Below are 15,573 nucleotides of genomic sequence, written 5' to 3'. Positions count from 1 at the left end.
TGTTCTATAAACCCTACCGAGGTAATAATCATCAATGATAAATGATAGTAAATTAGACATTTGTTAGATATGTACCTCTGGGCTTATTGTTTTTGTTTCAGAGGTTTTTAATATGAGGAGGTGAATAAATTGCCGGCACAATCAAAATTGGAAGCGGTTGAAAAATTGACTGCTAAATTAAAAGATGCTAAAGCAATGGTTTTTGTTGATTATAGAGGAATCAGCGTAAATGAAGATACTGAATTGAGAAAACAGGCTAGGGAATCAGGAGTTGAATACTTTGTTGCTAAAAACAGATTGATGAAAATAGCTTTAAAATCAGTAGGTATCGATACAAACTTTGATGATTTATTGGAAGGAACTACATCTTTCGCAGTAGGTTATGAAGATGGAGTAGCACCGTCAAAATTAGTTTTTGACTTCGGTAAAAAGTTAAAAGACAAACTAATCATTAAAGGTGGAATGTTAAGCGGAGACAGAGTTGACACAAAAACTGTTGAAGCATTGGCTAAGTTGCCTTCAAGAGAAGAATTGCTTAGTCAAATCGCATACGGATTGTTATCTCCAGTAAGAATGTTAGCTGTGGGATTATCAAATTTGGCTGAAAAAGTTGAATCAGGACAACCGTTGGAAGCAAAAGCTGAAGAAACAGCAGAAACTGCTGAATAAATTTTAATAATAAAATTTAACAATAAAAAATAATTAAATATAATTAGGAGGATAGAAATAATGGCATTTAATAAAGATCAATTTATAGAAGATTTGAAAAATATGACAGTATTGGAATTAAAAGAAGTAGTAGAAGCTATTGAAGAAACATTCGGAGTTTCTGCACAACCGGTAGCAGTAGCAGGAGGAGCTGCAGGAGCAGGAGCAGGAGCTGCTGAAGAAAAATCAGAATTTGATGTAATTCTTGTATCTGCAGGAGCTGCAAAATTAGGAGTAATTAAAGAAGTAAGAGCAATCACAGGATTAGGATTGAAAGAAGCTAAAGAATTAGTTGAAGCAGGAGGAAAAGCAGTTAAAGAAGGAGTTTCCAAAGAAGAAGCAGAAGCTTTAAAAGCACAATTGGAAGGTGCAGGAGCAACTGTAGAATTGAAATAGTAATAAAAACAATTTATAGTAAAGACACTCTTTTTGAGAGAGTGTCTTTTTCCACTATAAAATCCAATGTTATAATAGGAAAAGCTGAAAACCTTTATTTTAAAGGTTTTGAAGATGACAGAATTTATTCTTGATTGTATTAATTTTTAAATTTTAATTAATTTTAGGAATATGTTCTTTGAATGTAGGGAGGAATTTTTTAAATGAACAAACTTATTGAAAGATATAGTTTCGGAAAAATAGTAGATAGAGGAGAAATGCCTCATTTTTTGGAATTTCAAATAAATTCTTATGAAGATTTTTTGCAGGCTAAAGTACCGCCTCAAAAAAGAGAAAATAAAGGATTGGAAGGAATTTTCAATGAAATTTTTCCGATTGAATCAAGTAACGGTTTATTAAAACTGGAGTATTTGTGGTATGAAATACATGATAACGACGAACCTCTTAATGACGAATTGGAATGTAAAAAAAGAGGAAAAACTTATTCGGGACAATTAAAAGTAAGACTGAAATTGACTAATAAAAGAACACAGGAAATACAGGAAACATTGGTTCATTTCGGAGATATACCTTTAATGACTGAACAGGCTACGTTTGTAATTAACGGAGCTGAAAGAGTTGTCGTTTCACAACTGCATAGATCACCGGGTGTTACATTCAATAAAGAATTGAATATTCAAACAGGTAAAGATATGTTTATTGGGAAAATAATTCCTTATAAAGGAACATGGTTGGAATTTGAAACCGATAAAAATGATATTTTAAATGTAAAAATTGATAGAAGAAAGAAAGTATTATCTACAGTGTTTTTAAAAGCTGTGGATTTCTTCGCGAATAATGCCGAAATAATGGATGAATTTTTTGAAGAAAAAGAAGTAGATTTAAAACCTTTATATAAAAAATATAAAGATGAAGAACTTGAAGATGTATTGAAAAACAGACTTGAAGGAAGTTTCAATAAAGAGGATATTCTTGACGAAGAAACAGGAGAGTTTATAGTAGAATCCGAAGAGCTTATAGATAATATAGTTATTGAAAAACTGATAGAAAATAAAATTGATAAAATAACAATATGGGAAGTAAAGCCTGAGGATAGAATAATTGCCAATTCGCTTATACATGATAATACAAAAACCAATGATGAAGCTGTTATAGAAGTATTTAAAAAATTGAGACCGGGAGATTTGGTTACTGTAGAAAGTGCGAGATCACTGGTAAAACAGATGTTCTTTAATCCTCAAAGATACGATTTGGCTAATGTAGGAAGATATAAAATAAATAAAAGACTTAAACTTGATTTGCCTGAAGATGAAATTGTTCTGACTAAGGAAGATGTTCTTCAAACGATCAATTATGTGAGAAATCTTGTAAACGGTGAAGGATTTACAGATGATATAGACAATCTTTCAAACAGAAGGGTAAGAGGAGTCGGAGAGTTGCTTTCGATTCAGGTAAAAGGCGGAATGTTGAAAATGGCTAAAATGGTCAAAGAAAAAATGACTATTCAGGACATCACTACATTGACACCTCAAAGTTTATTGAATACAAAACCTTTGAATGCTTTGATTCTGGAATTTTTCGGAAGCGGACAGTTGTCGCAGTTTATGGATCAGTCGAATCCTTTGGCAGAATTAACTCATAAAAGAAGAATATCTGCATTGGGACCCGGAGGGCTTTCGAGAGAAAGAGCCGGATTTGAAGTGCGGGACGTTCATAATTCACATTATGGAAGAATTTGTCCGATAGAAACTCCGGAAGGACCGAATATAGGATTGATAGGGTCATTATCAACTTACGGAAAAGTAAATAAATACGGATTTATAGAAACACCTTTTGTAAAAATAGAAAACGGAAAAGCAAATTTTGACGAAATAGAATACTTAGGTGCAGATGAAGAAGAAGGATTGTTTATCGCTCAGGCTGATACGCTTATAGATGAAGATGGAAACTTCCTGACTGATGAAGTTGTATGCAGATACGGTGAAGAAATCGTACATATTGATAAATCGAAAGTTGACTTGCTTGATGTGTCGCCTAAGCAGCTTGTGTCAGTGTCTGCCGGATTGATACCTTTCCTTGAACACGATGATGCCAACAGAGCGTTGATGGGATCGAACATGCAACGTCAAGCGGTACCTTTATTGAAAACAGAGGCTCCTTATGTGGGAACAGGACTTGAAAGAAAAGTGGCTATAGATTCGGGAGCAGTTATAACGTCTAAAGCAACAGGGAAAGTAACATATGTAGATGCAAACAGAATAATAGTAACTGATAAATCAGGAAAAGAGTTTGTTCACAGACTGCTGAATTTTGAAAAATCCAACCAGTCAATGTGTCTACATCAAAAACCTATTATTGATTTAGGAGATAAAGTTAAAAAAGGAGATATAATTGCTGACGGACCGTCAACTGCAGGTGGAGATTTGGCATTAGGAAAAAATATACTCTTGGCATTTATGCCTTGGGAAGGATATAATTTCGAGGATGCGATTCTGATATCTGAAAGACTTAGAAAAGACGACGTATTTACTTCGCTGCATATAGAAGAATTTGATATTGAAGCGAGAACTACAAAACTTGGAGACGAGGAAATAACGAGAGAAATACCTAATGTTTCCGAAGAAGCATTGAGAAACCTTGATGAAAACGGAATTATAAGAATAGGAGCTCACGTAAATCCTGACGATATACTTGTCGGAAAGGTAACTCCTAAGGGAGAGAGTGAACCGCCTGCTGAAGAAAAATTATTAAGAGCGATTTTCGGAGAAAAAGCTAAAGATGTAAGAGATACATCATTAAGACTGCCTCACGGAGTAAAGGGAACAGTTGTAGATGTATTGGTACTTTCCAAAGAAAACGGAGACGATCTGAAAGCGGGAGTAAATAAACTGGTTAGAGTGTATATCGCTGAAAAAAGAAAAATAATGGTTGGAGATAAAATGTCGGGAAGACATGGAAATAAAGGAGTTGTTTCGAGAGTATTACCTGTCGAAGATATGCCTCACCTTGAAAACGGAACTCCGATAGATGTATGTATAAATCCATTAGGAGTGCCTTCGCGTATGAATATAGGACAAGTATTGGAAGTACATTTGGGACTTGCTATAGGTGATATAGATAAATATATAGCAACACCGGTATTTGACGGAGCGAAAGAAAATGACGTGAAAGACTACCTTGAAGAAGCGGGATACAGCAGAACGGGAAAAGTAAAACTGATAGACGGAAGAACAGGAGAGCCTTTTGATAATCCTGTAACGGTAGGAAGAATGTATATGCTTAAACTTCACCATCTGGTTGAAGACAAAATGCATGCAAGAGCAATAGGACCTTATTCCCTTGTGACGCAGCAGCCTTTAGGAGGGAAAGCACAATTCGGTGGACAAAGACTTGGAGAAATGGAAGTTTGGGCTCTTGAAGCATATGGAGCATCAAATATTCTACAGGAAATGCTTACGGTTAAATCGGATGATATAAGTGGAAGAACGAAAACGTATGAAGCTATAGTTAAAGGTCAGTCAATGCCTGAAGCTGACGCACCTGAATCATTCAGAGTATTAATAAAAGAATTCCAGTCTTTAGGACTTGATGTAACTCTTTATGACAGAGAAGGCGAAGCAATAGAATTGGATAAAAATGTAGATATGTAGCTTGGATTTAGTACTTGAAGCACGTTCAGAGTATAAAATAAGTGATTATTAGTAAATGTAAATAAAGTTTTCCCGCTTTTTCTCTAAAAAGCGGAAAAAATGTATCGAGGAGGCTCTTATTAATGAGTATAAGAGATTTTGACAGTATTCAAATTAAATTGGCATCGCCCGAGAAAATTCTTGAGTGGTCACATGGTGAAATAACAAAAGCCGAAACAATAAACTACAGAACATTGAAACCTGAAATGGACGGATTATTCTGTGAAAGAATATTCGGACCGTCTAAAGATTATGAATGTTCATGCGGAAAATACAAAAGAATGAGATACAAAGGTATGACTTGTGAAAAATGCGGAGTGGAAGTAACTACTTCTAAAGTAAGAAGAGAAAGAATGGGTCATATTCAACTTGCAACACCTATTGCACATATTTGGTATTCTAAAGGAACACCTAATAAAATGAGTCTTTTATTAGGGATAAGTACGAAAGAACTTGAATCAGTTCTGTATTTTTCAAGATATATAGTTACAGATAAGGGAGATACTGAACTTGAAAAAGGACAGATACTAACAGACAGAGAATATAAAATGTATGAAAGCCAGTATAAAAACGGCTTTACTGCAAAAATGGGTGCCGAAGGAGTGTTAAAACTTCTTCAGGAGATAGATTTACAGGAATTGGAAAAAGAACTTGAAAAAGAAATGGAAAGTGTAAATTCTTCTCAAAAAAGAAAAAAAATAATAAAAAGACTTAAAATTGTAAGAGATTTGATATTGGCAGGAAACAGACCGGAATGGATGATTTTAACTATTCTGCCCGTTATACCGGCAGATTTAAGACCAATGGTGCAGTTGGACGGAGGAAGATTTGCAACGTCCGACTTGAATGATTTGTACAGAAGAGTTATAAACAGAAATATAAGATTGAACAAACTTATGTCTATAAAAGCTCCCGAAATAGTAATAAAAAATGAAAAAAGAATGTTGCAGGAAGCTGTAGACGCATTGATAGATAACGGTAGAAGAGGAAAACCGGTAGTAACTCAAAATAACAGAGAACTGAAATCTCTGTCGGATATGCTTAAAGGAAAACAGGGAAGATTCAGACAGAACCTTTTGGGAAAAAGGGTTGACTATTCGGGAAGATCGGTTATCGTAGTAGGACCGAATCTTAAAATGAATCAGTGCGGACTTCCTAAAAAAATGGCACTTGAGCTTTATAAGCCGTTTTTAATGAGAGAACTTGTTAAAAGAGAATTAGCTACAAATATAAAAACTGCAAAGAAAATGGTTGAGGAAGAAGACGAGAATGTATGGGAATTGATAGAAGAAATTATAAAAAATCACCCTGTACTTTTAAACCGTGCTCCCACATTACACAGACTTTCTATACAGGCGTTTGAGCCTACACTTATAGAAGGAAAAGCCATAAGACTTCATCCGTTGGTATGTTCGGCATTTAACGCCGATTTTGACGGTGACCAGATGGCGGTTCACCTTGTATTGTCAAATGAAGCACAAATGGAAGCAAAACTTTTGATGCTTGCGACAAATAATATATTAGCCCCTTCAAGTGGAAAACCGATAGCCGTTCCTTCACAGGATATGGTCATGGGATGCTATTATATGACTAAAGAAAGAAAAGGCGAAAAAGGAGAAGGAAAATATTTCTCCAATAAGAATCAGTTAATTACAGCGTACCAAAGTAAACAGGTGGATACTCATGCCCTTGTAAAAGTCAGAATTGACGGAGAGCTTATAGAAACTACTCCGGGAAGACTTATGTTTAATACGATGCTTCCTAAAGAAGTGAGAAATTATTCAAAAACTTTCGGAAAAGGTGAATTGGCAAAGTTGATAGCGGAATTATATAAAAAATTCGGATTTGAAAAAACTTCCGAATTAATAGATAAAATTAAAAATTTCGGATTCCATTACGGAACAACTGCAGGGATTACAGTAGGTATAGAAGACTTGGAAATACCTGTTACTAAAAAAGCTATTCTGGAGAAAGCCGAAAGTGATGTTGCCGAAGTTGAAGAACAGTATAAATCAGGAGAAATAATAGATGCCGAAAGATACAGAAGAACTGTGGCAATATGGTCTGAAGCTGTGGACAGAGTAACTCATGAAATGATGGACAACCTTGATGAATTTAACCCGGTTTACATGATGGCGAACTCGGGAGCCAGAGGATCCGTAGCTCAGATGAGACAGCTCGGAGGAATGAGAGGTCTTATGGCGGATACCCAGGGACGTATCATAGAAATACCTATAAAAGCCAACTTTAGAGAAGGTCTTAACATACTGGAATTTTTCATGTCATCTCACGGAGCCAGAAAAGGATTGGCGGATACGGCATTAAGAACTGCCGATTCGGGATATTTGACAAGAAGACTTGTAGATATTTCCCATGAAGTTATAGTTAATCATGATGACTGCGGATGTGAAGAAGGAATAGTAGTTTCTGATCTTGTAGATGCAGGAAATGTTATTGAGAAATTAAGTGAAAGAATATACGGTAGATACCTTGCCGAAGATTTAGTTCATGAAGGTGAAGTTATCGCTGAAAGAAATACAATGATAATGGACGATTTAATTAAAAAAATCGAAGAATTGGATATAAAAGAAGTAAAAATAAGAACTCCTCTTACATGTAAACTTGAAAAAGGGGTATGTAAAAAATGTTACGGTCTTGATTTATCCAACCATAAAGAAATACTTAAAGGAGAAGCTGTAGGAGTTATTGCAGCACAATCGATAGGAGAGCCGGGAACACAGCTTACAATGCGTACGTTCCATACAGGAGGAGTTGCTACTGCAGCTGCAGTTCAGTCCGACTATAAAGCCGACGTATCGGGAAAAGTAAAATTGAAAGATATTACTACTCTTGAAAATGAAAAAGGAATAGAAGTAGTCGTTTCACAAACAGGAAGAATAATTGTAGGAAAACACAGATATGAAGTTCCTTCAGGTTCCGTACTTAAAGTAAAAGACGGAGAAAGCGTGAAAAAAGGTCAAGTACTGGTTGAATTTGATCCTTATCAAGTGCCGATAATTACTTCAGAATCAGGAAAAGTGGAATTTAGAGATATTTACGTGAGAGAAAATATAGATGTAAAATACGGAGTTACAGAAAGAATCGCCATAAAACCTGTGGAAAGCAGTGATGTAAACCCTAGAATTATAATTTACAATAAAAATAAAAAAGTCGCTGAATATAATGTGCCTTACGGAGCATATCTGATGGTAAAAGAAGGAGAAACTGTAAAAAAAGGTCAGATAATAACAAAAATCCTTAAAACAGGAGAAGGAAACAAAGATATTACGGGAGGTCTTCCTAGAGTGCAGGAATTGTTTGAAGCACGTAATCCTAAAGGAAAAGCTACGTTATCTGAGGTATCGGGACGTGTAATTTTCTCTGATAAAAAGAAAAAAGGTATGAGACTAATTACTATTGAAGATCCTGAAACAGGAAAACCTATAAAAGAATACACTGTTCCTGTGGGAGAACATTTGGTTGTAACTAATGAAATGCTTATTGAAAAAGGAGCAAAAATTACCGACGGACCTGTATCACCGCACGATATACTTAAAATAAAAGGACTTGTTGCAGCTCAGCAGTTTATATTGGAATCGGTACAACAGGTATATAGAGAACAGGGAGTTCCTATAAACGATAAACATATTGAAATAATAGTAAAACAGATGTTCCAGAAAGTGAAGATAAAAGAAGCAGGAGATACATTATTCCTTGAAGATGAATTAATCGATAAGAAATTAGTGGAAAGAGAAAATGAAAAATTGATTGCCAAAGGTAAAAGACCTGCAATATACGAACCGATTATACAAGGAATAACTAAAGCTGCAGTAAATACAGAAAGCTTTATTTCGGCATCTTCATTCCAGGAAACAACAAAAGTTCTTGCAAATGCGGCTATTGAAGGAAAAATAGACAGACTTGAAGGCTTGAAGGAAAATGTAATTATCGGTAAGAAAATACCGGGAGGAACAGGATTTAAAGATTATAAACATATAAAAGTTGAAATCAAAAATCAGGGAAATAAAGTTCCTGTTATAAATAAAGAAGCAAAGCCCGAAGTTGAGGTTATAGAAGAAGCTGAAATTGTAGAGGAATAGTATGAAAACCTTAAATATAGGATTTAATAATTTTGTTATTGATGAACATGTGATAAGTATAATAGTGCCGGACACTGCTCCGGCAAGAAGACTGAGAGAGGATGCCAAAAATCGGGATTCGTTAATAGATGCTACTGCCGGAAGAAAAACGAGAGCAATAATAATAATGGATAACGGTTTTGTCATTCTGTCTGCAGTCAATGTGGAAACATTGATTCAAAGAATAGAGCAGAATAATGATTAGGAAATAAAAAGTATTTGCTGAAAGGCGGTCGAATTATGAAAGGTAAGCTTATTATAGTATCGGGTCCAAGCGGATCGGGGAAATCTACAGTGACTAAAATAGTAAAAGACAGGTTGAATATCCCTCTTTCAATTTCGGCAACTACAAGAAAACCGAGAGAGGGAGAAGTCGAAGGAATAGATTATTATTTTCTTTCAGAAGACGAGTTTAAAAGAAAAATTTCAAATGACGAATTTTACGAATATGCCAATGTTCACGGCAATTATTACGGAACACTCAAAAAGACTGTAGAAGAAAACCTTGAAAAAGGTCTTAATGTCATTTTGGAAATAGATGTACAGGGAGCATTAATAGCCAAAGATAAGAAAAAAGATGCAGTTCTTGTGTTTTTCAAAACTAAGGATACTAAAATACTGGAAGAAAGATTGAGAGGAAGAAAAACCGATTCCGAAGAAGTCATAAAGAAAAGACTTGAAAATGCATTAAAAGAATTGGAATTTGAAAATAAGTATGATTATACTGTCATAAACGAAGATATAGAAGATTCCTGTCAAAAGCTTATTGAAATAATTAATGAGTAAAAAGGAGGATAAAATGAAAAAAGATAAAATAACTATTGATGATTTATTGACAAAAATACCTAATAAATATGAACTGGCAATAGTTGCCGGAAAAGTTGCCAAAGAAGAATTTATAAAAGGACATGATAAATTTAGAATAATGGACAATGTTTTCAGAGATATTATGGACGATGAAATCGAAGTAAAAAAATAAATAATTTTGAATTAAGGTCATTGACTATTTAAAAATATAAAATATACTTATAATGGAAGTTAATATTTGGAGATCTTAAATGTATAAAGATACCGAAATACAAAAACTTATTGATAATCTTGATATTGTTCAGGTTATCGGAGAATATGTAACATTGAAAAAAGCGGGTGTAAATTACAAGGGTTTTTCTCCTTTTAAAGATGAGAAAACACCTTCCTTTGTGGTGAGTCCCGTAAAAAATATTTTTAAAGATTTCAGTACAGGTATAGGCGGAAATGCAATTTCTTTCTATATGAAAATAAATAATATAAGTTTCTATGAAGCTGTTGAGGAATTATCGAGAAAATATAATGTATCGATAAAAAAACTGAATATAAATAAAAATATTGATAATCCCAATACAAAATATTATGAAATAATGAGAGAAGCACAAACTTTCTTTAAAAACAATATAATAAACTCGGAAGAAGCTTTGAAATATATGGAAAATAGGGGTTATTCCCGAGAAGAAATACAAAAATTTGATATAGGTTTTTCTTTTAATTCATGGGATTCATTGCTTAAACATCTAAAAGAAAAAGGTTATAACGAAAGCGACCTTTTGGAATTGGGACTTATAAGGAAAAATGATGAAGGAAATGTATTTGATTATTTCAGAAACAGAATAATGTTTCCGATTTATAACGATACAATGAAGTTGATCGGTTTCGGAGGAAGAACTGTAGAAAATAATTCCGACATACCGAAATATCTAAATTCTCCTGATTCAAAAATCTTTAAAAAAGGAAAAGAACTTTACGGATTATCCAATAGGGGAGAAAATATAAAGAAAAAAGGGCTTGCAATATTGATGGAAGGTTATCTGGATGTATTGACGGCTCAGAAAAACGGTTTTATTAATTCGGTAGCAAGTTTGGGAACAGCTTTCACCGAAGAACAGGCACAACTGCTGAAAAAATATACGAATAACGTAATAATAGCATACGATAATGATGAGGCAGGGAAAAATGCAATAATAAAAGCCGGGAATATTTTAAAAAAGCAGGATTTTAATGTAAGATGTCTTTCTATTGAAGGAAAAGAAAAAGATCCTGATGAATATTTAAGAAAACATGGCAGAAAAGATTTTCTTGAAATTCTGAAAACTTCAAAAAATTATTTTGATTTTTTATACGATTATTATTCGGAAGATCTGAACTTAAATGAAATATCGGGAAAAAAAGAGTTTATACAAAAATTTAAAGGATTCTTTTCAAATGTAATTAACAAAACAGAAAGAAATCTCTATATTAATAAACTGTCTGTAGAATTGGGGATAGATAAAGACATTTTATCGGAAGAATTTGTTATGAAAAAGAAAGATTTTTCCGATAGAAATCCGATAAGGAAAAAAAGACATGAAACTGTAGCAACAAAAAAAACAAAAGAAGAATTAAACGATCTTCTTGAAAAAGAAACATTGGAATTTATATTAAGATACAGAGAAAACGGAAATTCTGAATATAGAAAATATTGTGAGAAACTCGAAAGTAAAAATTTTACTAATATCATATATGGAGAAATATTGGAAAAACTTAAAAAAATAGAATTTGATATGAAAAATTTGAATAACTCAATATTTGAAGAAGAAGAAACAGAAATGATAACGACAATGATATTAAATGCCAATACGCAGCCCGTTAATGCGGAAAAAGAATATAAAGATCATTTTAAAGGCTGGTTTGACAGAGAATTAAATAATGCACTTGACTTGACGGATAAAAAAGATGTATTATATAAAACAAAATTACAGAGAATAAAGACCGATTTAAAAAGCCGATATGATATTAATGAAATTGAAAAAGAATACGAAGAATTTAAATTGATAAGGAGATCAGATTATGTCTGAGAAAAAAGAAGATTTAAAAAAACGTCTCGCAAATTTAATGAAACAGGCAAAAGAAGAAAAGATAGTCAGCTATGAGGAGATAAATTCGATTTTATCGGTCGGATTTTCTACACAAAAAATAGATCAGTTAATAAAAAAACTTCAGGATGACGGGGTAAATATTGTAGATACTTTAAAAGATAAACAGGAATTGCTTAAAGTGAACAAGATTTTGTCTGAGGATTTGGAAAAAGTTGAAGTTGTTGATTTCGATGATTCGGAAGATGAATTTGTTGAAAATGAAATAGATGATTCGGAAGTCGACAAACTGCTTCAGACAGATTTACTTAAAATGGCTGAAAGCATGGATGTGGATGAGCCTATAAAAATGTATCTGAGAGAAATAGGTCAAATTCCTCTGCTTAGTTATGAAGAGGAGATTGACTATGCTCAGAGAGTTTTAAAAGGCGATGAAGAAGCAAAACAGAAACTTATAGAATCTAACTTAAGACTTGTTGTAAGTATAGCCAAAAAGCATACAAACAGGGGACTTAAAATGCTCGATTTGATACAGGAAGGAAATATGGGGCTTATGAAAGCTGTAGAAAAATTTGAGTATGAAAAAGGATTCAAATTTTCCACATACGCAACATGGTGGATCAGACAGGCAATTACCCGTGCCATAGCCGATCAGGGAAGAACCATAAGAATACCTGTTCATATGATAGAAACTATAAATAAAATAAAAAAAGAGAGTAGAATTATTTTACAGGAAACAGGTAAAGAACCTACTGCGGAAGAACTTTCCAAAAAGCTTGAAATTCCTGTGGATAAAGTAAAAAATATACTTGAAATGAATCAGGATCCTATATCCCTTGAAACTCCTGTAGGAAGTGAAGAGGACAGTGAATTGGGAGATTTTGTCGAAGACGATAAATTTTTAAATCCTTATGATGCGACTACAAGAGTATTGTTAAAAGAACAGTTGGATGAAATATTGAAAACTCTGAACGAAAGAGAAGAAATGGTTCTCAGATACAGATACGGTTTGGATGACGGCTCTCAAAAGACACTGGAAGAAGTAGGAAAAATATTCAATGTTACGAGAGAACGTATCAGACAGATAGAAGTAAAAGCATTGAGAAAATTAAGACACCCTAGTAGAAGAAAAAAATTGGAAGATTACAGGAGCTAAGTGATTACACAAGCTCCTGTAATTAATAATAAATAAAAAAATGAGGGGAAAAGATGTTAAAAAGAATAATAGAAGATATAAAGAAAAAAGAAAATTACAGTTTTGAAAAAATAATAGAAGATAATAATATGTCCGATGATGACTTTTTTGAACTTTTAAAGTTTATTTATTCGGAGAAGATTTCAGAAATAAGAACATCTACAGAAAACAATGATTTTATCGTTTTGGAAGATGAAAATTACTATGTAGAAGAAAAAGATATAATAAAAGCTTATTTGGAAGATATAAAAGAAAAATATGAAGAGTTTGATAAAAAAATGAAAAATGAAAGCAGAGAATTAATAGACGAATATCTAAAAGTGGCAGTAAGAGAAAGTCTTCTTTACTCGAAATTCGGTTTTTCATTTTTGGATACAGTACAGGAAGCAACTTTGGGAGTATTGTCGGGAATTAATTACTATGACAGAATAAAAGAAATATCCAAAGATCCGGAATTTTTTATTAAAAGTTTTGCTGTAAAATACATTCTGGAATTTCAGAAAAATCTTTTAAAAGATATAAAAGCATCCGAGCTTTCTTATGTTTTATACTTGAAAGTAAAAGTTGACAAAGAAATGGGACACAGTATAGACGAAATAAGCAAACAGATGAATGTAACACCTGAATATATAGAGGATTTGGAAAAGCTTTTTGACGGAGTGGAGCCTGAAGAATTGATTCAGAATGAGCAGATTCTCGAAAAAGCCGATAAAATAACACAACTTTATATTTTGGAAAATATTCCTAAAAAGTTAAGCTATCTGGATGAAAAAATTCTTGTTATGGCTTACGGACTGGATGATAAAGTTTATACAGAAAAAGAAATAGCAAAAACTTTAAATATTTCTTTACATAATGTAAATATTTTAAAAGAAAAAGCTATAAATAAACTGTCTATTGATTTATTGAAAAATGAGTTTACGAAAAACAGTGAAAAAATGGAGTATATGATTAATTAAGGAGAAATAAATGAAACTGAGAGATATAGCAGGAGAACTTTACTCGATATATAATCCTAAAATTGCTGAAAATTGGGATAATGTAGGATTGCTATTAGGAGATGAAAATTACGAAATAAAAAAAATACTTGTCTGTCTTGATATAACAAAAGAAACTGTGGAAAAAGCCGTAAAAGAAAATGTCAATTTAATAATTTCTCATCATCCTTTTATATTTTCAGATTTGAAAAGAATAACGAGTGAAACTGTTTTGGGGAGAAAAATATTAAAGCTGATTGAAAATAAAATCGCAGTATATTCCATACATACAAATGCAGACTTTGCAATAAACGGATTAAACGATTTTATTATGGATAAACTGAATTTAAACGGCAAAACCGAAATACTTGCTGAAGCCGATTTTTATGATTATAATTATATAAAAAATGAAAATGAAAAAGTTAAAGGGGGAACTGCAAGAATAAAAATACTTGATGAAGAAATGGAATTGGAAGATTTGATCAGCAGGATAAAAAAAGGGTTAGGAATTGAATATGTAAGATATGTAGGAGAGAATAGAAAAATCCGAAAAATAGGACTGGTAACAGGAGGAGGAAGTTCTTTTATACAAAATGTAAAAGAACATATAGATGTTTTTCTTACAGGAGACTTAAGGTATCATGAAGCTCTCGATACGAGAGAAGAAGGCGGAATTCTTATAGATGTAGGACATTATGAAAGTGAATATTTATTTGCAGATTTAATGGAAATACAGTTATCCCGATTTTTTGACGGTGAAATTATAAAATATTTTGATAGCCCTGTTTTTAAATTAGGGTAGTAGATAGACAGAATAAGATAAAATAAAGGCATAACTAATATTAATAAAAAATCTCGAAGGTATAATTTTTTTAATTAAAAAAATAAAGATTCGAGGTAGAGATATGACAAAAAAAAGATTTTTAATATTAGTATTCGGAATGATTTTAAGTTTAAATTCATGTTTAGCAGTAGCAGCAGGAGCAGCGGCAGGTGCGGCTACAGGTTATTATGTCAAAAACAAATAATAAATTCCGAATTATTTATCTTCATAGTTGACAAATTATGCAGGATACAAATGATGTGAATGTTGTGAATGAAAGAGATGTAAAGATTTTCTTATAAAAAAGGTTTCGGAGCCAGTCGCTTGGATTAATTCAAGAGGAAAGTCCGGACTTCACAGGGCAAGGGAGACAGCTAACGACTGTTGGGAGAAATCCTAAGGAAAGTGCCACAGAAAATAAACCGCCTGTAAAGGTAAGGGTGAAAAGGTAGTGTAAGAGACTACCGGTGGGCTAAGAGATTAGTTCAGCCGGGTAAACCCCTCCCGAAGCAAGAATAAGTAGAAAGCGATTAAAGGCTGCCCGTCTTCGCTTAATGGTAATTCGCTAAAGTTGACAGATGATTATCAACTTAGATAAATGATTGGCAAATACAGAATCCGGCTTATACCGGGACCTTTTAAAATAACTGTTTTAAATAAATAGTAATATTTATTGAAGAACAGTTTTTTGTATTTAGAAAAAGAAAAATAAATATTTAGTAGAAAAAATTTATTAAAAATGATACAATGAGCATAAATAA

General features: G+C 32.9%; 12 protein-coding genes, 1 other RNA gene and 1 other annotated feature (1 of these 14 only partly in view). All 13 genes read left to right on the top strand.

The annotated features are described in order from the left end of the window. Positions 1–119 (top strand) — a sequence feature (ribosomal protein L10 leader region) (it extends 38 nt beyond the left edge of the window). Between the two features lie 10 nt (positions 120–129). Beyond that, the gene (gene rplJ / locus FVE72_RS08095; RefSeq protein ID WP_026737944.1) at positions 130–669 is read left to right on the top strand and encodes a 50S ribosomal protein L10; all 540 of its coding nucleotides are present in this window, start codon (positions 130–132) and stop codon (positions 667–669) included. 60 nt (positions 670–729) lie between these two features. Next, complete coding sequence (rplL, locus tag FVE72_RS08090) at positions 730–1,104, top strand: 50S ribosomal protein L7/L12 (RefSeq protein WP_026737943.1); 375 nt, start codon at positions 730–732, stop codon at positions 1,102–1,104. 203 nt (positions 1,105–1,307) lie between these two features. Then, complete coding sequence (gene rpoB, locus FVE72_RS08085; RefSeq protein WP_026737942.1) at positions 1,308–4,754, top strand: DNA-directed RNA polymerase subunit beta; 3,447 nt, start codon at positions 1,308–1,310, stop codon at positions 4,752–4,754. 122 nt (positions 4,755–4,876) lie between these two features. After that, entirely contained in the window at positions 4,877–8,893 is a 4,017-nt protein-coding gene (gene rpoC, locus FVE72_RS08080; RefSeq protein WP_026737941.1) for a DNA-directed RNA polymerase subunit beta', read from the top strand. A 1-nt stretch (position 8,894) separates the two neighbouring features. After that, positions 8,895–9,137, top strand: a complete 243-nt coding sequence (locus tag FVE72_RS08075; RefSeq protein ID WP_006807167.1) for an extracellular matrix/biofilm biosynthesis regulator RemA family protein — start codon at positions 8,895–8,897, stop codon at positions 9,135–9,137. Between the two features lie 32 nt (positions 9,138–9,169). Beyond that, complete coding sequence (gene gmk / locus FVE72_RS08070; protein WP_172966398.1) at positions 9,170–9,718, top strand: guanylate kinase; 549 nt, start codon at positions 9,170–9,172, stop codon at positions 9,716–9,718. 13 nt (positions 9,719–9,731) lie between these two features. Continuing rightward, positions 9,732–9,911, top strand: a complete 180-nt coding sequence (gene rpoZ, locus FVE72_RS08065; protein ID WP_026737940.1) for a DNA-directed RNA polymerase subunit omega — start codon at positions 9,732–9,734, stop codon at positions 9,909–9,911. A 79-nt stretch (positions 9,912–9,990) separates the two neighbouring features. Continuing rightward, the gene (dnaG, locus tag FVE72_RS08060) at positions 9,991–11,799 is read left to right on the top strand and encodes a DNA primase (protein WP_026737939.1); all 1,809 of its coding nucleotides are present in this window, start codon (positions 9,991–9,993) and stop codon (positions 11,797–11,799) included. Continuing rightward, a complete protein-coding gene (gene rpoD, locus FVE72_RS08055) occupies positions 11,792–12,973 on the top strand; it encodes an RNA polymerase sigma factor RpoD (RefSeq protein WP_006807160.1) in 1,182 nt (393 codons plus the stop codon). The genes dnaG and rpoD overlap by 8 nt, the downstream gene beginning before the upstream one ends. A gap of 53 nt (positions 12,974–13,026) precedes the next feature. Continuing rightward, the gene (locus FVE72_RS08050) at positions 13,027–13,971 is read left to right on the top strand and encodes a sigma-70 family RNA polymerase sigma factor (RefSeq protein ID WP_026737938.1); all 945 of its coding nucleotides are present in this window, start codon (positions 13,027–13,029) and stop codon (positions 13,969–13,971) included. A gap of 10 nt (positions 13,972–13,981) precedes the next feature. Continuing rightward, positions 13,982–14,791: a Nif3-like dinuclear metal center hexameric protein gene (locus FVE72_RS08045; protein ID WP_026737937.1), complete on the top strand. Its 810-nt coding sequence runs from the start codon at positions 13,982–13,984 to the stop codon at positions 14,789–14,791. 103 nt (positions 14,792–14,894) lie between these two features. Then, positions 14,895–15,017 carry a DUF3568 family protein gene (locus tag FVE72_RS11320; RefSeq protein ID WP_006807153.1) on the top strand — a complete coding sequence of 41 codons (123 nt, stop codon included), beginning with the start codon at positions 14,895–14,897 and terminating at the stop codon, positions 15,015–15,017. A 99-nt stretch (positions 15,018–15,116) separates the two neighbouring features. Then, positions 15,117–15,454: RNase P RNA component class A (rnpB, locus tag FVE72_RS08035), an RNA gene on the top strand. Positions 15,455–15,573 lie beyond the last annotated feature (119 nt).

Source organism: Pseudoleptotrichia goodfellowii (genome assembly GCF_007990505.1).
GTDB classification, from domain to species: domain Bacteria; phylum Fusobacteriota; class Fusobacteriia; order Fusobacteriales; family Leptotrichiaceae; genus Pseudoleptotrichia; species Pseudoleptotrichia goodfellowii.
Note: the sequence above shows the minus strand (reverse complement) of the source record. Positions and strands in the feature narration are given on the sequence as shown.

Excerpts from the sequence above, each read along its gene's own strand:
- rpoB (WP_026737942.1), top strand. The coding sequence starts at position 1,308 with ATGAACAAACTTATTGAAAGATATAGTTTCGGAAAAATAGTAGATAGA.
- FVE72_RS08050 (WP_026737938.1), top strand. The coding sequence starts at position 13,027 with ATGTTAAAAAGAATAATAGAAGATATAAAGAAAAAAGAAAATTACAGT.
- rpoD (WP_006807160.1), top strand. The coding sequence starts at position 11,792 with ATGTCTGAGAAAAAAGAAGATTTAAAAAAACGTCTCGCAAATTTAATG.
- FVE72_RS11320 (WP_006807153.1), top strand. The coding sequence starts at position 14,895 with ATGACAAAAAAAAGATTTTTAATATTAGTATTCGGAATGATTTTAAGT.
- FVE72_RS08075 (WP_006807167.1), top strand. The coding sequence starts at position 8,895 with ATGAAAACCTTAAATATAGGATTTAATAATTTTGTTATTGATGAACAT.
- rplL (WP_026737943.1), top strand. The coding sequence starts at position 730 with ATGGCATTTAATAAAGATCAATTTATAGAAGATTTGAAAAATATGACA.
- FVE72_RS08045 (WP_026737937.1), top strand. The coding sequence starts at position 13,982 with ATGAAACTGAGAGATATAGCAGGAGAACTTTACTCGATATATAATCCT.
- rpoC (WP_026737941.1), top strand. The coding sequence starts at position 4,877 with ATGAGTATAAGAGATTTTGACAGTATTCAAATTAAATTGGCATCGCCC.
- rpoZ (WP_026737940.1), top strand. The coding sequence starts at position 9,732 with ATGAAAAAAGATAAAATAACTATTGATGATTTATTGACAAAAATACCT.
- dnaG (WP_026737939.1), top strand. The coding sequence starts at position 9,991 with ATGTATAAAGATACCGAAATACAAAAACTTATTGATAATCTTGATATT.